At 56.3% G+C, this 20,958-nt stretch carries 18 protein-coding genes, 1 tRNA gene and 1 pseudogene; 10 read left to right on the forward strand and 10 right to left on the reverse strand.

Annotated elements, in window-relative coordinates; translation table 11 throughout:
- Positions 1–20: 20 nt before the first annotated feature.
- The gene (ggt, locus tag AC2FGC_RS06245; RefSeq protein WP_496781683.1) at positions 21–1,814 is read right to left on the reverse strand and encodes a gamma-glutamyltransferase; all 1,794 of its coding nucleotides are present in this window, start codon (positions 1,812–1,814) and stop codon (positions 21–23) included.
- 68 nt (positions 1,815–1,882) lie between these two features.
- Entirely contained in the window at positions 1,883–2,869 is a 987-nt protein-coding gene (locus AC2FGC_RS06250) for a 2-hydroxyacid dehydrogenase (RefSeq protein WP_496725538.1), read from the reverse strand.
- Between the two features lie 138 nt (positions 2,870–3,007).
- Between AC2FGC_RS06250 and AC2FGC_RS06255 the strand changes: the two genes are divergently transcribed.
- Positions 3,008–3,529, forward strand: coding sequence for an SH3 domain-containing protein (locus AC2FGC_RS06255; RefSeq protein ID WP_496725537.1), 522 nt, complete (start codon positions 3,008–3,010; stop codon positions 3,527–3,529).
- Between the two features lies 1 nt (position 3,530).
- Here the strand turns inward: AC2FGC_RS06255 and AC2FGC_RS06260 are convergent, their stop codons facing one another.
- Positions 3,531–4,448, reverse strand: a complete 918-nt coding sequence (locus AC2FGC_RS06260) for a haloalkane dehalogenase (RefSeq protein ID WP_496781685.1) — start codon at positions 4,446–4,448, stop codon at positions 3,531–3,533.
- 303 nt (positions 4,449–4,751) lie between these two features.
- Here AC2FGC_RS06260 and AC2FGC_RS06265 point away from each other — a divergent pair.
- Together AC2FGC_RS06265 and AC2FGC_RS06270 are read left to right on the forward strand one after the other, a co-directional pair.
- Positions 4,752–4,826: transfer RNA gene (locus tag AC2FGC_RS06265), tRNA-Gln, on the forward strand.
- Positions 4,827–4,935: 109 nt separating this feature from the next.
- On the forward strand, positions 4,936–5,403 hold the full coding sequence (locus AC2FGC_RS06270) for a hypothetical protein (RefSeq protein WP_496781687.1): 468 nt from the start codon (positions 4,936–4,938) through the stop codon (positions 5,401–5,403).
- A 16-nt stretch (positions 5,404–5,419) separates the two neighbouring features.
- Here the strand turns inward: AC2FGC_RS06270 and AC2FGC_RS06275 are convergent, their stop codons facing one another.
- The 7 genes from AC2FGC_RS06275 to AC2FGC_RS06305 form a co-directional block, all read right to left on the reverse strand.
- The gene (locus AC2FGC_RS06275; protein WP_496781689.1) at positions 5,420–6,931 is read right to left on the reverse strand and encodes a mannitol dehydrogenase family protein; all 1,512 of its coding nucleotides are present in this window, start codon (positions 6,929–6,931) and stop codon (positions 5,420–5,422) included.
- Positions 6,931–7,704 (reverse strand): L-iditol 2-dehydrogenase, encoded by a 774-nt coding sequence (locus AC2FGC_RS06280; RefSeq protein ID WP_496781690.1) that lies wholly within the window; start codon positions 7,702–7,704, stop codon positions 6,931–6,933. Before AC2FGC_RS06280 ends, AC2FGC_RS06275 begins: the two co-directional genes overlap by 1 nt.
- On the reverse strand, positions 7,701–8,705 hold the full coding sequence (locus AC2FGC_RS06285) for an ABC transporter ATP-binding protein (protein ID WP_108859808.1): 1,005 nt from the start codon (positions 8,703–8,705) through the stop codon (positions 7,701–7,703). The genes AC2FGC_RS06280 and AC2FGC_RS06285 overlap by 4 nt, the downstream gene beginning before the upstream one ends.
- A gap of 12 nt (positions 8,706–8,717) precedes the next feature.
- Entirely contained in the window at positions 8,718–9,548 is an 831-nt protein-coding gene (locus AC2FGC_RS06290) for a carbohydrate ABC transporter permease (protein WP_113791433.1), read from the reverse strand.
- Positions 9,549–9,560: 12 nt separating this feature from the next.
- On the reverse strand, positions 9,561–10,427 hold the full coding sequence (locus AC2FGC_RS06295; protein WP_108859810.1) for a carbohydrate ABC transporter permease: 867 nt from the start codon (positions 10,425–10,427) through the stop codon (positions 9,561–9,563).
- A 107-nt stretch (positions 10,428–10,534) separates the two neighbouring features.
- Positions 10,535–11,836 (reverse strand): ABC transporter substrate-binding protein, encoded by a 1,302-nt coding sequence (locus tag AC2FGC_RS06300; RefSeq protein ID WP_058284088.1) that lies wholly within the window; start codon positions 11,834–11,836, stop codon positions 10,535–10,537.
- Positions 11,837–11,930: 94 nt separating this feature from the next.
- Positions 11,931–12,956 carry a LacI family DNA-binding transcriptional regulator gene (locus AC2FGC_RS06305; protein WP_496768716.1) on the reverse strand — a complete coding sequence of 342 codons (1,026 nt, stop codon included), beginning with the start codon at positions 12,954–12,956 and terminating at the stop codon, positions 11,931–11,933.
- Between the two features lie 120 nt (positions 12,957–13,076).
- Here AC2FGC_RS06305 and xylB point away from each other — a divergent pair, with 120 nt between their 5' ends.
- The 7 genes and pseudogenes from xylB (at position 13,077) to AC2FGC_RS06340 (ending at position 20,870) form a co-directional block, all read left to right on the forward strand.
- Positions 13,077–14,513 carry a xylulokinase gene (gene xylB, locus AC2FGC_RS06310; protein WP_496781692.1) on the forward strand — a complete coding sequence of 479 codons (1,437 nt, stop codon included), beginning with the start codon at positions 13,077–13,079 and terminating at the stop codon, positions 14,511–14,513.
- Positions 14,514–14,576: 63 nt separating this feature from the next.
- Positions 14,577–14,705 (forward strand): annotated as a pseudogene (locus tag AC2FGC_RS06315) (IS5/IS1182 family transposase); the annotation flags it as partial.
- Between the two features lie 704 nt (positions 14,706–15,409).
- Positions 15,410–15,976 (forward strand): hemerythrin domain-containing protein, encoded by a 567-nt coding sequence (locus AC2FGC_RS06320; protein ID WP_496725530.1) that lies wholly within the window; start codon positions 15,410–15,412, stop codon positions 15,974–15,976.
- Between the two features lie 8 nt (positions 15,977–15,984).
- The gene (locus AC2FGC_RS06325; RefSeq protein WP_496725529.1) at positions 15,985–17,046 is read left to right on the forward strand and encodes a glutathione S-transferase C-terminal domain-containing protein; all 1,062 of its coding nucleotides are present in this window, start codon (positions 15,985–15,987) and stop codon (positions 17,044–17,046) included.
- Positions 17,047–17,112: 66 nt separating this feature from the next.
- On the forward strand, positions 17,113–18,189 hold the full coding sequence (locus tag AC2FGC_RS06330; RefSeq protein ID WP_496725528.1) for a PLP-dependent cysteine synthase family protein: 1,077 nt from the start codon (positions 17,113–17,115) through the stop codon (positions 18,187–18,189).
- Positions 18,190–18,493: 304 nt separating this feature from the next.
- The gene (locus AC2FGC_RS06335) at positions 18,494–19,933 is read left to right on the forward strand and encodes an alanine/glycine:cation symporter family protein (protein WP_496725527.1); all 1,440 of its coding nucleotides are present in this window, start codon (positions 18,494–18,496) and stop codon (positions 19,931–19,933) included.
- Entirely contained in the window at positions 19,911–20,870 is a 960-nt protein-coding gene (locus AC2FGC_RS06340; protein ID WP_496725526.1) for a glutaminase, read from the forward strand. The genes AC2FGC_RS06335 and AC2FGC_RS06340 overlap by 23 nt, the downstream gene beginning before the upstream one ends.
- Positions 20,871–20,958: the final 88 nt, after the last annotated feature.

Below are 20,958 nucleotides of genomic sequence, written 5' to 3' on the forward strand. Positions count from 1 at the left end.
TTCCCCTTTGAAACGCCGGGTTATTCGCCCAGCGCAATTCCTTCACGACGTGGATCGGCACCGCCGATCAGAACGTCCCCGATCTCAATCGCATGCAGGCCCGATGTCAGATCGCGCGGGTTCACTTCAAAACCCAGCTCAATCAACGCGTCCGAGAACCCTTCGGCCGCGGTTCCTTCTTCCACGTCATAGGTGCCAAAACGGTTGACGAGGTGCGGCAGTGACAAGGCCTGCTGCACATCCATGTCCCAATCCGCCCAGGCGATGATCGACTTGGCAACATAGCCGATGATACGGCTGCCGCCCGGTGATCCGATGGCCAGAACAGGTGCGCCGTCCTGCATAACAATTGTCGGGCTCATCGACGAGCGTGGGCGTTTGCCCGGCTCCAACCGGTTGGCAATCGGCACACCGTCACTGTGGGTCTTGAACGAGAAATCCGTCAGTTCGTTGTTTAGAAGAAACCCGTTTGTCATCAGTCGTGAACCGAACCCGTTCTCAATCGTCGTCGTCATCGACAGGACGTTTCCGTACTGATCAACAATCGAGATATGCGAGGTCGAGGGTAATTCGATCGAGACATCGTCGGCCCAATTCGACGCATGATCGAACTCGGGATTTCCCGGCGCGACCTCTGTCAAGGCGGCTTCGCCGCTTAGCAGTGCACCGCGATCCGACAGATAGGCAGGATCCACCAGTCCCTGCGTTGGCATAGGAACAAAATCATGATCGGCCATGTAGCGACCGCGGTCGGCAAAAGCCAGACGCGAGGCATCACCGATCAGGCGCCATGCATTGGTGTCTTCGGGGCCCATTTCAGCCAGATCATAGCCGTCCAGCATGCCCAGAATCTGACCGACAGTCAGCGCGCCTGACGATGGCGGGCCCATGCCGCAGACCTCATAGGCGCGATAGGTTGCGCACACTGGTTCACGCTCGATCACCTGATACAGCGCCAGATCAATTCCCGACAGAACGCCCGGGTTACCTTCGGCGTTGCGTACGGTGCTGACGATGCCAGCGGCAATCTCACCGCCGTAGAAACCGGCTGAGCCTTCCTCGGCCAAAATACTCAGAGTTTCGGCATAGGCCGGGTTGGTCAGGCGTTGCCCCTGCTCAAGCGGCTTACCATCGGGCAGGAAATATTCTGCGGTTGCAGGAAAGCGCGACAGGCGTTCGGCATCCTTTTCGACCAGGCCAGCAAGGCGCGGAGATACCAGAAAACCGTCGTCCGCCAGAGCGATGCCATCGGTAAACAGGCTTGGCCACGGACTGCGCCCCCATCGCCGGTGCGCCTCTTCCAGCAAGGCCGGTGTCCCAGGTGTACCCACTGACAATCCGCCGACAACTGCATCAAAGAACTTCAGCGGTTCGCCGTTTTCGTCGTGGAACAGCCTGTGGTTCGCCTCAAGCGGGGCCGTTTCACGCCCGTCCAGTGTGGTCAGCTTGCCCGATGCAGCGTCATACCAAACCAGAAATGCGCCGCCACCAAGGCCCGAGGATTGTGGTTCGACAAGCCCCAGCACAACCTGAACGGCGACCATTGCATCAGCCGCCGACCCGCCAGCGCGCAAAACCTTTGCGCCAGCTTCAACCGCCAATGGATTCGCGGCAATGACCATCCAGTTTTCAGATGTGACCGGCTGCCCTGCCATCTTGGCCTCAAGCGCAGCGATCACCTCTTCGGTCAGGCCTTGCACCTGCCCCTCGGACGCGCCTTCGGGCGCAACGGCGTCCGCCGTTTCCTGAGCAGTCAATGGTCCTGCCAGCACCACCGCCGACAGCAACACTCCCGAAATCAGACTTCGTTTCATCGTATCCTCCTGAAAATATGCGTGTTAAAATTTGGCACCGCCCGCATCAAAACACGGGAAACACCTGATCAAAGCATTGCGGGGACCACCTGATCCGGTGGGCGGTGACCGTCTTCGAAAGTCTTGATATTTATAATAACTTTCTCGCCCATTTCGATCCGACCCTCTAACGTGGCCGACCCCATGTGAGGCAGCAGGACAACGTTTGGTAACTGTCGCAATCTTGGGTTCACATCCGTCCCATGCTCATAGACATCCAGGCCCGCGCCGGCGATTTCGCCCGAGCGTATCCGACGTGTCAGAGCGTTTTCGTCGATCACCTCACCCCTTGATGTATTCACGATAACGGCTGTCGGCTTCATCAATTTCAGCCGCCGCGCATTCATCAAATGGAAGGTAGACGGTGTCGACGGGCAATGGACCGAAATCACATCCATCCGCGCCACCATCTGATCGAGGCTTTCCCAATAGGTCGCCTCCATCTCTTGCTCGGTTTCGGGGCGAAGTCTGCGGCGGTTATGGTAGTGCACCTGCATCCCAAAAGCACAGGCACGGCGGGCCACGGCCTGACCGATACGTCCCATGCCCAAAATGCCCAAACGCCGCCCTCCGATACGCCCGCCCAACAAGGCATTCGGCGCCCACCCGGTCCAATCGCCTTTTTGCATGACAGACAGACCCTCGGGAATTCGACGGGTCACAGCGAGAATCAGTGCCATGGTCATATCAGCGGTATCGTCGGTCAGCACGCCCGGGGTGTTCGACACCAGAATGCCCCTCTGACGCGCGGTCGAGACATCGATATTGTCGACCCCCGCCCCGTAATTCGCGATCAAGCGCAGGTTTTCACCCGCCTGCCCCAAAAGGCCACCGTCGATCGTATCGGTTACGGTTGGCACCAGAACATCGGCGGTTTTCACGGCCTCCACCAGTTCTTCACGGGTCATCGGGTTGTCATCGTCGCGCAATTGCACATCGAACAATTCGCTCAACCGGGTTTCAACCGCCTCGGGCAACCGTCGCGTAACGACAACACTCAGACGTTCTCTTGACACCTCTGCACTCCCACTGCTTTGCAAACCTTTGCGCGCCATGTCATCGTGGCGCAGGATAAGGCGGGGCACAAGAACCCCATAGGCATTGAGTCGACCTTTTTTCGAAGCAAGATCAACAGGCACAAGAGCAGACAGTAAGTGAGTGGTTTTCTACCCGTAAAACGCCTTGTTTCGGCGGCATTCGCTGTTTTCCTGACGGTGTTTGGTGGCTTGGCTGCCAGCGCGCAGGACAAGCGTGGCCAAGTCACCAACCTGCCCCTTCCACGGTTTGTCTCGATGAAAGCTGCTGAGGGCAATGTGCGCCGCGGCCCATCCCTGACTCACCGAATCGATTGGGTTTTCAAACGGCGCGGCATGCCACTGCAGATAACGGCAGAATACGGAAACTGGCGCAGAGTTCAGGACCGCGACGGAGCAGGAGGATGGGTCCACTATGCCCTGTTGTCCGGTGTTCGAACTGTGTTGGTCGACGCCGAATTGCTGACCGTTTACACAAGCCCCGATGCAAACGCGCCGATCAGCGCACAGTTTGAAACGGGCGTTGTGGCGCGCCTGGGAAGTTGTTCGCTGGACTGGTGCCAGATTTCTGCGGGCGGGTATCGCGGCTGGGCACAGAAAACGAACCTCTGGGGCGTCGACCCAGCCGAAATCCGAGAATAACCTAGTCGGATCGGGGTGTGCGCGCGATGAAATCGCAGGTCAACTTGACCAGTTCCGGACCAACGTCTTCTTGCAAAAAATGTCCCGCATTCGGCAAGATGACATGAGGCTGCCCCACAGCCCCCGGGCACATTTTCTGGAACACAGAATCAATCCCCGCCATGACCTGATCATCGGCCCCGAAAGCTGTGAGGACAGGCGTCTTTAGCCCTCGGATCACCTCCCACGCCTGCCGGTTCGGACCCGAGGACGGATCATCAGGCGTCGCTGGCACCAGCATGGGAAACTGCCGCGCCCCGGCTTTGTAGCTTTCATCTGGAAAAGGTGCATCATAGGCCGCGATAACGTCTTCTGACAGGGGCGATACAGTTCCACCTTTTAGAATTCCACCGGCCGGAAATACCGGGACCTCCTGGCTAAACCTGCGCCAGTTCTCGAACGCCTCGCCCATTGGCTGATCGCCGGTCGGCAGCGCCGTGTTGGCAATGACGATACGCGCGAACCTGTCGGGCATCTCTGCCCATAACCGCAGCCCGATCAACCCGCCCCAGTCCTGGCAAACCAGAGTGATGTTGCGCAGGTCCACCTTGCGCAGCCACTCACCCATCCAAGCCACGTGGCGTTCATAAGTGTAGTCACTTCGTTCAGTTGGTTTGTCGGATCGTCCGAATCCGATCAGGTCTGGCGCAACCGCGCGATGTCCCTGCGCGACGAATCCCGCAATCATGTGGCGGTAAAGGTAGGACCAGCTTGGCTCGCCATGCATCATCAGTACGGGATCAGCCTCGGCTGGCCCTTCATCCACATAATGCATCCGCAACTGGCCGCCTTCGGTGTCATCCACCTGCGTGTAACTCGGTGCAAACGGGTAATCTGAGAGCTCGTCAAACCGAGTATCTGGCGTACGTAGAAACTTCATTCTCTTCCCTTTCAGAGTTTCCAATCTGAGCGCCCTGCCATCAATGCGCGCATCCAGCTCTTCGCGAAACACTGGATTTCAAATCCCCGCCGTAAGATCAGGCCAATGGGCTACTCATTCCGCATACATTCTGCAGTGCTTTCAGACGACCCGATCTCAGCAAGATCGAACACCTTACCTATGAAAACAAGCCACTCTCAGATCTTCGATTAGCGCCTTCAGATTTTTTTTAATCCGCACTCATTTTTTTACCCGAAAGGTCTTGAACCCACCGATCAACAATCGTAGACAGCGCCTCACCGTTGGGGTGTAGCCAAGTGGTAAGGCAACTGTTTTTGGTACAGTGTACCGTAGGTTCGAATCCTACCACCCCAGCCACTTTCCATGAAAAATTCAATAAAATCAGTGGATCGGTTTAAAATAGATGCTGGCACGATTGCCCGGCTGTCGCGTGATTGCCAAACAGCTAACGTGAACCAAAGCCCCTTTGGGCAAACGAAAAAACAATCAAACCGGTTCTCAATCTCGTTTCTGTCTGGGCGAAGCAAGACTCACGTCCCTCCCACACCTGCATTGGGGATCCCTGCTCCAGTGCCCGGGGAAAAAGAAAAGAAAAGAAAAGAAAATTATCATCGAACCTACAACGCCAGCAACGCTGGGCGCCATCCACGCCATTTCACGAGAGATTGTTCGAAGCCAATTCGAATTGTTACTCAGCAACTTCTCTTATCCAGCCTTCGATGCTGAAGCACAAATCTCGCACCTGCGCGCCGAGCTCGAACACCTTCAAATCGAGATACGGGGCAGAGACTTATCGCGCCCTGTTCGGATCGCAAGGGAAGTTGCAGCAAAGATTGGAGGGCAGGCTGTGCATCCTATGGATGCCGAAGCAGCAAGGCAATTTGCGACAACCCTTAGCCGGCGAAAAAAGAAAGATGTGTCCGCAATTGAATAACCTGAGTGACACTAATTTAGTGTGGCATTGAGCCGTTAGAGACATATTCAGTTAAAACTGCTCGACTGCCACTCTGCCAGATCCCGGTTAGCCACCAGGCAAAGGCTTCAGAAAACTTTGTGCCGCGGCCAAATTCACCGCCATATTGGCTTTGTTCGAGCCAAAGCTGTGGGTCGGCTTTGGACGCCTGTGCGGTTTTATGTAGTTTCTCCCATTGGGGGTCATTCGGGGCGATTTCGGAGCCATCTTCACGAACACCTACGCACATCCGGCACCAGAATGCTTCGGCCAACGCGAGCCCATTTACCGAAGAGCCAGACGCAGTTGCTGCGCGCAGCGACGGTAGTAGGAACCCGGGATGTCGCGCCGACCCGTCAAATGCGACCCGACGTGTTGTATCGTGAATGGCAGTGTTGGCAAATCGCCTCTTAACCAACCCGAGGTACTCTTTTGCTGTCGTCCCGGGAACAGCTTCGACATGAGGCAAAATCTCTTCTGTCTGAACTTTTCCGAAAAACGCCACGATGTCCGGGTCCCGCATGCAGTCTGAAATCGTGGGCACATTCAGAATCTCGCCGACATTTGCGAGCAGCTGGTGACCTCCATTTAATATGCGCAGTTTCATCGCTTCGTAGCTGTGGACGTCCTGCGTCAGTGTTACTCCGACCTCTTCGAGGGGCGGTCGCCCGGCGCAGAAATCGTCCTCAATCACCCATTGGCGAAAGTTCTCATGCGTGACTGGTACGCGGTCGTCGACGCCCAGTGTGCGGCATTGCAATACGACCTGCTCGGTCGTTGCGGGCACGATGCAGTCAACCATCGAGTTTGGGAACGCGCCATTCTGATCGATCCAATCGGCCAGATCCGGGTCGGATAGACGCGCCAAACCAACAACGCAGGTTCGCAGAATTCCACCGTTGCCCTGAAGATTATCGCAGCTGAGCGCAGTAAAGGGTTTCAAGCCATTTGTACGCCGTTGCCTGAGCGCCGCGACAATAGCGCCGAAAGCTGTGCGCGGCTGGTCCGGGTTCTCGGCATCGTGACGAATGTCTGCGTGATCCGTATCGAACGCATCAGTGTTGGCGTCCGGAAAATATCCACCTTCAGTTACAGTCAGCGACACAATTCGTATGGCAGGGTCCGCCATCGTCCGGATAAGCGCGGCATTGTTGTCTTCGATTGGAAGGTAGTCGATCATCGGACCAATCACTTCGGCGGACATTCCTTTTGGGTCCAGTTCGATCAGCGTTGTCAGGCAGTCCTGGGCCAACAGTCGCTCTCGCATGTTTGTGTCATAGCTTCGGACACCTGCCCCGATGATTGCCCAGTCATGGGCCTGGCCCCGCTGCATCAACTGGTGAATATACCAGGCCTGATGTGCGCGATGAAAGTTGCCAAGTCCGATATGGACAATGCCCGGTGTCAGGTCAGAGCGCGCATAGACCGGAGTCCTGACGATCTCCGGCAGGTCTGAAAGACTGTCACGCCGTAGCCGTACCGAAGGTTTTGCATTCGCCACAGGGTCCATCAGCTCATCCAGTTTCCGCCATCGACATTGTAGGTTTGTGCGACGATGTACTTGGCATCATCAGAAGCCAGAAATACGGCCATCCCGGTCAGATCTTCGGCCCGACCCATTCGGCCATAAGGAACGGCTGCAGCCACTTCGCGTTTCTTCTGGCCCAGTGGTTTGCCTTCGTGTTTTGCAAAAAACGCATCAACGCCATCCCAGTGCTCGCCATCAACAACACCAGGGGCAATGGCATTTACGTTGATTCCGTGAGAGATCAGGCTCAGCCCAGCAGATTGGGTCAAGGATATGATCGCGGCTTTGCTGGCACAGTATACGGCGACCAAGGGCTCGCCCCTACGCCCTGCCTGCGATGCCATGTTGATGATCCGACCTTTGGTTCCGTGATCAATCATGTGGCGCGCAACGGCCTGCATCGTAAACAGCGCGCCAGCAACGTTGATATCAAAAACGCGATTGTAGTCAGCGCGCTCAATTTCAACGATTGGAGCGGCGGAGAAGATCGCTGCGTTGTTGATCACAATGTCGATTGGGCCAAAATGTGCCGCCGTTCGTGCAACGGCGTCTTCTATGCTTTGTTGGCTGGTCACATCCATCTCGACGGCCAACGCCGCCGCGCCGATCTCAGTTGCTGCGTCCTGCGCACGCTGCCCGTCTATGTCCGCGATGGCGACCCGCGCGCCCTCGGCCACATAAGCCTTGGCAAACGCCAGTCCGATGCCTCGCGCGGCCCCGGTGATCAGGGCAGTTTTGCCGGTCAGACGCGTCATTCGAACCGCAGACCTTTCGCGTCAAACCGGTGGATGGCATCCGAGCGTGGCGTCAGATGGATACGGTCGCCGTGGCGAAAGCTGACCTCGCCATCTGCACGGACGGTGATTGTCTCGGCCAACCCTGTTTCGTGGACGTGGAAGAAAGTGTCCGAGCCGAGGTGCTCAGAAACGCTTACGACGCCGGACCAGTCTCCCTCAGATTCAGACACCGCAATGTGTTCAGGGCGAATTCCGATGGTCTGGGCACCGAGCTTTTCTGCCTCGGGGCCTTCGATGAAGTTCATCTTGGGTGAACCGATGAAGCCTGCAACAAACAGGTTGCGCGGCGTACGGTACAGCTCCAACGGGCTGCCAACCTGTTCGATCACACCTGCCTGAAGCACAACGATCTTGTCGGCCATAGTCATGGCCTCGACCTGATCGTGGGTGACGTAGATCATCGTGGTCGCCAGACGTTCGTGCAGTTCGCTGATTTCCAGCCGCATGCCAACGCGCAAGGCGGCGTCTAGGTTCGACAGCGGCTCATCAAACAGGAACGCAGCCGGTTCGCGTACAATGGCCCGACCGATGGCCACCCTTTGACGTTGCCCGCCAGACAGTTGGCCGGGACGGCGATCCAGGTAGTCAGTCAGGTTCAGAACGCTCGCCGCACCTTCGACCCGTTTGTCGATCTCGGCCTGGTCCAGTTTCGCCATGCGCAGCGGAAATGCGATGTTTTTGCGAACGGTCATGTGCGGGTACAAGGCGTAGGATTGGAACACCATCGCCAGCCCGCGTTTGGCAGGCGGCACGTCTGTTGCGTCGGCGCCGTCAATGTCGATGGAGCCAGAGGTCATGTCTTCCAGTCCCGCAATCAGTCGCAGCAGAGTGGACTTGCCGCAACCCGAGGGGCCGACAAATACGGTGAACTCGCCATCTTCGATGGTCAGATCCAGCGGGGGAATGACCTCTACGTCGCCGAAGCTTTTGGTCACGGACTTGAGTTGAATACGTCCCATACGAAGTCTTCCTTATTTCACAGCGCCGAAAGTCAGGCCGCGGACAAGTTGTTTCTGGCTGAACCAGCCAAGGATCAGGATGGGTGCAATCGCCATGGTCGAGGCCGCGCTGAGCTTGGCAAAGAACAAGCCTTCGGGGCTGGAATAGCTGGCGATAAATGCAGTAAGTGGGGCCGCATCGACGGCCGTCAGGTTTAGGGTCCAGAACGCCTCGTTCCAGGCCAGGATGAAGTTCAGTAGAACGGTCGATGCGATGCCGGGGATGGCCATGGGTGTCAGGATATAAAGGATTTCCTCTTTCAGCGTCGCACCATCCATCCGTGCCGCTTCGAGGATTTCCCCCGGAATTTCGCGGAAATAGGTGTAGAGCATCCAGACGATGATCGGCAGATTGATCAGCATCAGCACCACGACCAGCCCACCGCGACTGTCCAGCAAACCCAACTGAATGAACAGCAAGTAAATTGGGTACAGAACACCAACTGCGGGCAACATCTTTGTGGACAGCATCCACAACAGAATGTCCTTGGTGCGTTTGGACGGAACAAACGCCATCGCCCAGGCTGCGGGTATCGCGACGATCACACCCAGAACGGTCGATCCGCCTGCGATGATGACCGAATTCCACAGGAACCGCATATAGTCAGAGCGTTCCTGCACGATGGCGTAGTTTTCGAGCGTCCAGTCGAAGTTGAGGAAGATCGGTGGGCTTGCAATCGCCTGTGCCTCGGTCTTGAAGCTGGTCAGGATCGTCCAGAGGATTGGGAAAAAGATCAGCAGACCTACGGCCCAGGCAAGGGCAGTGTTTAGTGTTTTGCGTTGTGTCGTGACGGTGCGGGCCATGGTTTTGTCTCCTCACGCGTCCAGGTTTTTGCCGACGATGCGCATCAGGAAGATGGCAACGATATTGGCAAGGATGATTGCATAGACACCACCGGCTGATCCGAGGCCAACGTTCTGGCTTTCCAACACGCGCTGGAAGATCATGTAGGTCAGTGTACGGGTGCCGAAGGCGCCGCCGGTGGTCACGAAAATCTCGGCGAAAATCGACAGTAGAAAAATCGTCTGAATCAGGATCACAATCGTAATGGCGCGACCAAGATGCGGCAGAATGATGTGATAGAAGCGTTTTAGCACCGGCGCGCCGTCCATCTCGGCCGCTTCCAGCTGTTCACTGTCCAGAGACTGGATAGCCGTCAGCAGGATCAGCGTCGCAAAGGGAAGCCACTGCCAGGAAACGATCATAACGATCGAGGTCATCGAAGCCTCGGACAGCCACGAAATCGGCTCGGCCCCGAAAAAGCGCCATAGATGGGCCAGCAAACCGTTCACCGGGTCCATGAACATGTTCTTCCAGACCAGCGCTGATACGGTCGGCATGACAAAGAATGGCGCGATCACAAGGATGCGGACAACGCCCTGCCCCCACATGGGCTGATCCAGCAGCATGGCCAGCAGAATGCCCAGAATGACCGTAATCACCAGCACGCCGCCAACGATTACTAATGTTGCTTGGACCGCGGGCCAGAAGGAACTGGAGGATACGAAACGAACGTAGTTGTCGAACCCGACCCAACCCAGATCGCCTCCACGCAGCGGAAGGTACTTCTTGAAAGAAAAATACAGCGTCATCGTCAGAGGCACGAGCATCCAGCCAAGCAGCAGGACCACTGCGGGTGCCATCATCAGGCGGGCAACTGATCGAGAATGTTGAGTAGCCATAACGCAAACCCTCTCTGTTCAGGCGTAACTCAGCCTGCGAGAAAAACGCGAATTGTGGAAGGGTTGAACGGGGGGGCAGACCTCTGCCCACCCGTTGGGAGGATGCCTCAGTAACCGGCGGCTTCCATTTCTTCAGCTGTGAAAGCCTGCGCTTTGGCAAGTGCCTCCTCAACCGTTTGCTGTCCGGCATATACCGCCGAGAACTCCTGGCTCACCTGTGTGGCGATGCCTGCGAATTCCGGGATTGCGGCGAACTGGATGCCAACGTACGGGACGGGTTTCACCGTCGGGCTGTTCGGATCAGCTGACAGGATTGAGTCCAGTGTCATCTTGGCGAACGGAACCTTTTGGTATTCCGGATTCTCGTACAGAGACGTACGTGCACCCGGGGGAACGTTTGCCCATCCTTCGCTTTCGGCCACTAGCTCAATGTAGTCCTTTGAGGTCGCCCATTCGATGAATTGCTTGGCAGCATCTTCTTGCTGTGTGCCAGCAGGAATAGCCAGTGCCCACGCCCAAAGCCAGTTGGACCGCTTGCCCAATCCTGTGTCAGGTGCCAGCGCAAATCCTACGTGATCCGCGACCGTAGAGTCGTCAGGGTTGGTTACGAAAGACGCCGCAACTGTCGCGTCGATCCACATGCCGCATTTGCCCTGCTGGAACAGCGACAGGTTTTCGTTAAACCCATTGGTGGCATAGCCGGCAGGACCGGATTCGTTCATCATTTCAACGTAGAAATTCAGTGTATCTGCCCACTCGGGCTGATCGAACTGAGGCTTCCATTCTTCGTCGAACCAGCGGGCACCGAATGAATTGGACATCGCAGTGATAAAGGCTCCACCTTCACCCCAACCGGCTTTGCCGCGAAGGCAGATGCCGTTGATCTCGGCGTCGCGGTCGGTCATCGCGGCGGCGGCCTCTTTGATGAACTGCCAGGACGGCGCCTCAGGCATTTCCATGCCCGCCTTTTCCATGAGGTCAGTGCGGTACATGATCATCGAGCTTTCACCATAGAACGGCGCCGCGAAAAGCGTTCCGTCATGGCTCAAGCCACCTGCCATCGCGGGCAGAATGTCACCAACGTCATATTCTTCGGACAGGCCATCCAGCGGTACCAGCCAGCCATTCGCGCCCCAGATCGGCGTCTCATACATGCCGATTGTCATGATGTCGAACGTACCGCCCTTGGTCGTGATGTCGGTAGTTACGCGCTGACGCAGCACGTTTTCTTCCAACGTCACCCATTCGACGTCAATGCCGGTCGCCTCGGTGAATTTATCGGTATAGCCCTGCATCCGGATCATGTCGCCGTTGTTCACGGTCGCTATTGTTAAGGTGTCCGCATGAGCTGCTGCCGTCGCGACGAGTGTCATTGCAGTCGCCGCACGAAGTGCGTTTCTCAAATACATCCCTGTCCTCCCTGAGCTTGGATGTCGTACAGAGAACGTAATGCAAAAATTGTCGCGGCGTCAATGAAAACTTTACGCGCGTTAAATTTTAGGATTACGCGGAATCCCTCAAAACCAGCCTTGCAGGGAACAATGTTTCTGACCGCGTTTCAAATTTCCCTCCACTTTCAATGAGTTCGAACAGAGTTTCAACGCTACGCCCGGCCACGTTGTCATAGTCATGCGCAGCCGTGGTCAGAGAGGGGCACGTAAATTTTGCGAAGGGATGATCGTCATTTGAAGCCAGACGCAGCGCGCAATCGTCCCGTCGACCGACCCGAATCCCTTGTTCGTAACAGGCCGCCAGAAAGCCGATTGCCAGCCGGTCATTGCTGCACAGGACCGAGTTTGTTCGCAGCTCATTTTCCGCCAGAACTTTCAGCGCACCCTTGTGACCGATCTCTTCAAACGCCCAGCCCTTACCGTCGACTTTGATGATATGCGGCTCGAACCCGAGACGCTCCATGACTTCAATATAGGCTTTTCGGCGTTTATTGGCGTTCGGGTTTGCAGGTGTTCGCATTTCGAAGAATGACGGGGGCTCGCCCGTCCGGATCATGTATTCCACGGTTTGCGACACAAAGCTGAAATTGTCCGACCCGATAAACGCGGCACCCAGACCTTCTAGGTTACTGTCGAACAATACAGTCGGCACATTCGCGCAGAACCTTTCGATCACTGATTGATCTGAGGTCCGTCCCAATGGCGCCAACAAAACCCCGGCAGGCTTCATGGATTGCAGCCCGTCCAGAATGTCGTTTTCCAGTTTTTGCTCACCATGAGAGCTGAAAAGGGACGGACGATACCCCGCCGCGATACAGCTTTGTTCCAAATAGCGCGCGATTTCGGCAAAGAACGGATCAGCCAGATAGGGCACGACGATGCCGATATTCTTGGTCAGCTTCCGGTTCTGGTTCACCGCATAAATATTGGGGCGATAGTCGAACCGCTCCAACGCCTCTTCGATACGGGCCCGTGTTGTCGGGCGAACGCTGTCGGGATCGTGAAAGTACTTGGATACCGTAGGCCGCGAGATGCCACTGAGGGCTGCGAACTCTTCCATATTTTTTATTTTGGTCATGTCAGTCTGCCTGCGGATCTGAGCCGCCTTGATCTTATCATATTTTTACATATTCTTTGCGCGCGCTAAAAAATCAATAGCCATGCAAGGTCCGGGCGTTTCTGCGGGCAAGGGGATTGAATGTTTCTCGGGATTGATATCGGAACGTCAGCGGTCAAACTTGTCTGTGCGGTTACCGATCGAATTCTTGCAACGTCTTCAGTAGACATAAAAACTTCCTCGCCGCAGCCTGGTTGGTCAGAGCAGCACCCAGATATTTGGTGGCAGGTGACGCGCGATGCATTGAGCCAACTTGCAAAACAAGTCACGCTGTCTGAGGTGCAGGCCATCGGGTTGTCCGGTCAGATGCATGGGGCAGTTTTGCTGGATCGCGATCTGCGCCCGATCCGCCCGGCGATCCTGTGGAATGACAGCAGAGCGGTACGTGAATGCGATGAACTGCGCGAAGCCCAGCCGCAGATTGGTCATATCTCTGGCGTCCTCCCTTTGCCGGGTTTCACGGCACCCAAAATCGCCTGGTTGAAACAACATGAGCCGGCACACTATGCTCGACTTGCTCATATCCTGCTGCCCAAGGATTACATCGGGTTATGCCTGCATGGAGAGTTGGCAACCGACACATCCGATGCAGCCGGTACAATGTGGCTCGATCAGGCATCGCGAAAATGGCATGCCGGAGTTGCCGAAGCCACAGATGTAGCGCTCGATTGGCTGCCGCAGGTTTTCGACGGTCACGTCGTCGTCGGAACCGTGACGGCGCAAGCCGCAGCTGAAACCGGGTTGAAACCAGGCGTGCCCGTAGTTGCGGGAGGCGGAGACGCGGCAACCGGGGCGATATCTCTGGGCGCGACCGAACCGGGACGTGGCTTTATTTCCCTCGGGACGTCCGGCCAGCTGTTCGTGGCGGACCGTCGGTACAAGCCTAATCCTGAACGCTATGTGCATGCGTTCGCACACACTTTGCCCGACCGTTGGTATCAAATGGCGGCGATGTTGAACGGCGCAAGGCCAATTTCTTGGATTGGCGGCCAACTGGCGCTGTCCGCTGCCGAAGTTGTTGCGCTTGCTGAAACGGTCAGCGGTGATCGCGGGCCGATTTTCCTGCCGTATTTGACAGGTGAACGCAGTCCCCTCGGGGATCCGCATATTCGCGCCTGTTTCTTTGGTCTTGAGGATTCGACAACGCGCGCGGATCTCTGCCGTTCCGTAGTCGAAGCAATTGCTTTTTGTTTTGCCGATGCCGCGCAGAGCTTTGGAGACACGATAGACAACCTTCCGGAACTGGCAGCTATTGGAGGAGGCAGTCAATCGGATCTCCTGCTGGGCCTGATCGCTACGGTGACGGGCAAGCCCATTTTGCGTTCGGAAGGCGCGAGTTCCGGTCCGGCCTATGGCGCTGCCCGTCTGGCAGCCTGTGGAAATGGTGCTTTGGGCAAAGCCGATCTAGCGCTTCAGCCACCAACAACGGATCGGTTCGAGCCCGCTGACATGGCCACGCTCTTCCAGCGGTTGAGGCGATTTCGCAGGCTCTATTCTGCAGTGAGCACTATCTATTAGGCGCAGGACCCATTGATTTCCATTGGGCTTCGTGTGTCCCGGTTCGAACACCGAGCGGTGAACATGTCTGATCTTTTCTCTCTAACGGATGCGCAGATGGTGCGTCTTGTGCCCCTCTTCCCTAAGTCCCAAGGTAGGTCGCACGTCGATAACCCGCCTGTGCTGATTGGATTCCCGGACCGGACAGGCGTGACACTGGAACGGGCGATGCTGCTACTCGGAGGGATGCCTTGCGCTATTCGGACGCTGCTAGCCGCTGTGCATCTCTAGCGAGCAAAGGTGGAATTGAGCATTTTGCCGTCGGGTCTAAGCCGGGGACACGCGTAGCCGCAGGTTGCTGGCGTCTGAAGAGACCAACGTTGACCCCGTAGAGTTCGGCAACCTGTCTCATGCTGTTGTTATGCCAAAGTTGAAAATACCAAGAAATGTTCTGTGGTTGATGAGTACCCTCTCGATTACTTTCACGCCTATCATATCTGATTTTTTTCGCGACTTCATAAACCTCTGAATACTCAGGGTTTGCGGTCGCATTCATTGTTTGTCGATCCATGCGATCTCGTTGATTTCCTGAGAGATTTTCAAATCATTCGAACAGCCGCATCACGGCTCAACATCAGCGAGAACGCCGTACCGACCATAATTTCAAAAAGGGAGAAATGCGCCTGCCACCGAGGGTGGCGAAATGCCGCTTTACCGCAGGGTCCAAACTCTCGCTATGCAGCGCAATTTCCTCGGCTGAACTTCTGGTTTATTCCGCCAGAGCTTGGCATGCGCACCAAACTGGCAAATTTGAGCGACACAAAACTAACGATGTGCAGTGATAGACACCAACTGTGCACCTTTGAGCCTAACGGTACGAGTTTTCCACACACATGTTTGCGGAAAGGAGTAAGCGCATGCTTGATACATACAACATTCGCACCGCTGATATGCCGGGCGAGATGCAGATCTTGCTCGATCAATATCCACGCGACAGCTGGGAAGCACACCCTGGCTTCACCGAGAAAACCCGCCACTGGCTGGGTGCCCATCTGATGTTTCGGCGCCTTGCCCGGCTGGTTCGCTCCGATGCAGAAAGCTATCTTGAAAAGGACCTTTCCCCCGAAGAGTATGCCGCGCGCCTGTCCTATTACGGAAACGCGCTTGTTGGAAACTTGCACGGCCATCACGGTTGGGAAGATCATAGCTACTTCCCCGAGCTTTCTGCTGCGGATGCCCGTTTTGACGCCGGGCTAGAGGTTTTGGAAAAAGACCATGCCGATCTCGATCTGGTTCTTGACCAATACACAAGGACGGCCAATCGTGTGATCAAGCTCATTCAATTGGATGAGGCTCAGGCCCGATCCGAAGTCGGATCTCTGCGCGACACCTCAGAGGCCATCGAGGCCTTTCTGAAACGGCACCTGAGCGATGAGGAAGACCTTGCCGTCCCAATCATCCTTCACCACCGGCTAAGAGGTTAAAGCCAAGCATGACCGATCAATCCAAACAGGAAGATCAGGCCAATGCCGCAGAGCGCCGCGCACGAGGAGAGTTCGTGCGCGGCGTCAGTGGCTTCCGACATGCTATCGGCGATCCAGAGTTCCCGGCTGAACCAGGGCGCTATCACCTGTTTGTTGCGCTGAATTGCCCATGGTGTCATCGGGTGACGCTGGCGCGCAATGTGTTGGGTTTGCAGGACAGCATTTCGATGGATGTGGCCTTTCCCAATCGCACCACAGAAGACGACCCAGAGGGTCCGAACAACTGGCAGTTCGCCCCCGAGCTTGTTGCTTCAGCAACTGGGGCAACGTTGCCTGAATGCACCTTGGAAACCGCAACGGGACAAGGTTTCAGGTTGGTTCGCGAAATTTACCGGGCTGAAGGCTCAGAAGAACGTTCAGTCCCAATCCTGTATGACAAAATAGCCGGCCGTATCGTGAACAATGAAAGCGCCGAGATCATTCGAATGCTGAATGGCAATGCAGCGCTGCTGGGCAGCTACTGCAATGAAGCCAACCGGCCCAACCTCTACCCGGATGATCCTGCGATCCGGGCTGAAATTGACGAACTGAACGTGCAAATCTACGTCGCCATCAACAACGGGGCATACAAGGCCGGGTTCTCGTCTGATCAAAACGTCTATGTCGCCAGTTTCGGGACATACTTCAAAACATTGGCGCAGTTGGAAGACCGCTTGGCCAGCGATGGCAGACCTTTTCTGACCGGGGACCGATATACAGAAGCCGATCTGCGCCTTTTCCCGACGCTCTACCGCCACGACCCGGTTTACTACCTGCGCATGAAGCTGAATGGCGCCAAGATCCTTGACTACCCGTTTCTCTGGCGCTGGCTTTGTCGCGTCCATGATCTGCCCGGGGTGGCAACCAGCAGTTCGCTGGATCACTGTCGGCAAGGGTACTTTGGTCGAAGCTGGAATGGTGTCATTCCCGCAGGCCCATTCGTGCCGATGACGTACCCAAAAGCTTATGGGCATCCTGAACTGGCGGTTCAGTACGGGACTTCGTCGGTCACCTCCAAGACAAATGTTTAAAGCGCCGAAGCAGCGAAATTGGTATAAACTGGCACGGATTTTGCCAACCAAAAGAGGGACCCCGCCATGGGAATTCGACAGACTGAGGGACGCAAACGGCTTTATGACAGCGTTCTCGACACCGTAGGTGACACGCCCTGCATACGCATCAACAAGATCGCGCCGTCGCATGTGACGGTCTATGTGAAATTCGAGGCTTTCAATCCTGCAGCTTCGGTCAAGGATCGTCTCGCGCTGAACATTATCGAGGCGGCGGAACGTGACGGGCGGCTGAAGCCCGGCCAGACTGTGGTCGAGGCCACATCCGGCAACACCGGGATCGGCCTTGCGATGGTGTGTGCTGCCAAAGGGTATCCCCTGGTCCTGACCATGGCCGACAGCTTTTCGGTCGAGCGCCGCAAGCTGATGCGCTTTCTGGGGGCAAAGGTCGTGCTGACGCCGCGCGCTCAAAAGGGCTTTGGCATGTATGTCAAAGCCAAGGAACTTGCCGAACAGAATGGATGGTTTCTGGCCAGCCAGTTCGAGACGTCGGCAAATGCCGATATTCACGAGAACACCACTGCCCGAGAAATCATGGCAGATTTCGAAGGTGAGCGGCTGGACTACTGGGTCACCGGCTATGGCACCGGCGGGACCGTTTCCGGTGTCGCACGCGTTCTTCGCGCAGAGCGCCCCGGCACGAAAATCATCCTAACAGAACCCGCCAACGCGGCGATTGTGTCATCGGGTTATACAAACACCCGCAACGAGGGCCACCAACCCACGGAAAGCCATCCGAATTTTGAACCTCACCCCATTCAGGGCTGGACCCCAGACTTTATCCCATGGGTTCTGCAAGAGGCGATCGACAAGGATTACTATGATGAATTGATCCCTGTCCCCGGTGCCGAGGGGATTGAATGGTCCAGACGGCTGGCGTCGGAAGAAGGGATTTTTACGGGAATATCTGGTGGCTCGACGCTTGCTGTTGCTATGAAAGTGGCCGAGCAAGCCCCGCAGGGATCCGTTTTTCTGGTGATGTTGCCAGACACGGGCGAGCGCTATCTCTCCACACCACTTTTCGACGGGATCGAAGAAGATATGACCGAAGACGAGCGCGTGATTTCGATGTCGACACCTTCGGCACAGATGGCCGCTGAATAGGCAAAGCACACTTCATCTGGACGCTTCTATGACTATGGCATTCGGGACGGTCTGTGCCCCGAATGCGCTTTTCGCAGCGCGCTTACAACCTTCGGAACACGCAGGTCAGTCTGTAGTTGAAGCCGCGCAAAAAGTCGTCACCCGAATGAATTCTTATCGCTAAATCAATTGTATATGTCCGGGCGTTTCGCCGATTTTCGGGTTTGAAGCTTGACTCGACAACCCTCCCTTCGTGCATGATGAAAGAATAAGCATAGTATTTTAGCTGCTTTTTCGAACGGTTTGAGTTCTCAGGAGGCGGACGGTGGAAGCAATTGTTAACGGCATTAACACTATTCTTTGGAACTACGTCCTGATCTACGGGTTGCTCGGCGTCGGCATATTTTTTACCATTCGTCTGGGCGCGCTGCAGTTTCTACATTTCGGCGAGATGATCAGTGTTCTGACCTCGTCCAAATCCACTGACAAACGCGGAATTACACCGTTTCAGGCACTGACCGTTAGTCTGGCGTCACGCGTTGGCACTGGGAATCTGGCCGGTGTCGCGGTGGCTTTAACCTTGGGTGGCCCTGGCGCAATCTTCTGGATGTGGATCGTGGCCCTGGTCGGTATGGCCACGGCTTATTCCGAAAGCACACTGGCGCAGCTTTACAAGGTCACGTCTTCAAACGGACGGTTCCGTGGCGGTCCTGCTTTTTATATGGCCAATGCCCTGAACGCGCCCTGGGCCGGGGTGATCTTTTCGATCTGCCTGATCGTCAGTTTCGGCCTGGTTTTTGTCGCCGTCCAATCCAACTCAATCGCTGAGGCGTTCGAAGGCGCGTTTGGGCTGAACAAATTGATTGCCGGTCTGGCGTTGGCAGCGGCGGCGGCTGTGGTCATCTTTGGCGGCATCCGAACCATTGCGCGATTTGCCGAAATCGTCGTCCCACTCATGGCCGGGCTGTACCTGTTGCTGGCCTGTGTCGTCGTTGTCCTGAACCTGCCACAGGTGCCTGCAATGCTGTGGTCCATCGTTGCAGGGGCCTTTGGCCTTCAGGAGGCCGCAGGCGGCGTCACGGGTGGCGTAATGGCCGCAGCGCTCAATGGCATCAAGCGCGGATTGTTTTCAAACGAGGCCGGCATGGGTTCGGCCCCCAACATCGCAGCCGTTGCTACCCCGGAACCGCACCACCCTTCGAGCCAGGGTTTGGTTCAGGCGTTTGGCTGTTTCGTGGATACGATACTGGTCGCCACCGCGACCGCATTGCTGATCCTGCTGTCTGGCGCTATCGAACCGGACGGGGCCACCGGCATGCGGCTAACTCAGGATGCGGCAGCGGTCCATCTGGGTGAGATCGGCCGCCATTTTATCGCAATCGCAATCGTGTTTTTTGGCTTTACGTCGATATTGGGCAATTACTCATACGCAGAAAACGCCATGACGTTTCTGAAGCTGGAAGGCAAAGTGCCCATCTACATTTTGCGCCTGGGTTGTCTTGCCATGGTCGTCTGGGGCGCTGTGCAAGCGGTCAGCACAGTGTTCAATTTTGCAGACGCAGCCATGGGTGTAATGGCAACCATCAACCTGGTCGCCATCGTGCTGCTGTCGGGCACGGTGTACAAACTGACCGTGGACTATTTCGCACAGCGCAGACAGAATCTTGAGCCCCGCTTTGTGGCAAGCAAATTCCCTGAATTTGACAAGGGCGTTGATCACTCGGTCTGGACGGAGGAGGCATATGCCGAGACCCAGCGTGATTGAAACCGGTGAGTTGCAGGTCATTCTGGATGACATTGCCGACCGCGTCGCAGGTATGTCTGACCGCGGGAAGGTTGCCCAGTACATTCCCGAGCTTGCCACGGTTGACCTGAACCAGTTCGGCATCGCCGTCGCGCCCATTGACGGCGTGCCTGTATCGGCCGGAAACGCGGACACGCTGTTTTCGATACAAAGCATCTCAAAGGTCTTTTCGCTGACGGAAGCCCTTCAACGTGTAGGCGCGACCCTTTGGCAGCGGGTAGGCCGAGAGCCTTCAGGCGATCCGTTCAATTCCATCGTCCAGCTCGAACATGAACGCGGAATTCCCAGAAACCCGTTTATTAACCCCGGCGCCATTGTCGTGGCCGACGTTCTGCTTGAAGACCGAAGTTCTGATGAGGCGGTCAACGACGTACTGAATCTGTGCCGAACGCTCGCAGAGGATCAGTCCATTCAAGTGGACAAGGCCGTTGCAGAATCTGAGATGCGGACAGGGTCCAGAAACCGGGCACTTGCGCATTTCATGAAGGCCGAGGGAAACCTAAAAGCGCCAGTCGAAGATGTTCTGTCGCTGTATTTCCGCCAATGCAGCATCGCCATGTCATGCCGTCAATTGGCGGTGGCTGGCCGTTATTTGGCCGCCGCAGGCCAGAACCCGGCCGACGGGTCAACCGTGTTGTCCGCACAACGCGCACGGAGAGTAACCGCATTGATGATGATGTGCGGATCTTATGACGCCTCGGGCGAGTTTGCATTCCGCGTCGGGCTTCCCGCCAAAAGCGGTGTGGGAGGCGGTATCCTGTGTATTGTACCAGGCATCGCAGCCGTTACAGCCTGGAGCCCAGGACTAGACGCAAAAGGCAACTCGCATCTGGCCAGCATTGCATATCAGGAGCTGGTTCGCGCGACCGGATGGTCGGTGTTCGGGCCAAGTGTTTGACGAACCGAAACACGCAGTTCATCCACGTCGCTTCGCTCGTACATTTCGCGTGGTCTTGCGCAACCTTCCGGGGTCCCCCCTGTTAGCC

The sequence above is a fragment of the Ruegeria sp. CDSC054 genome (genome assembly GCF_059610645.1).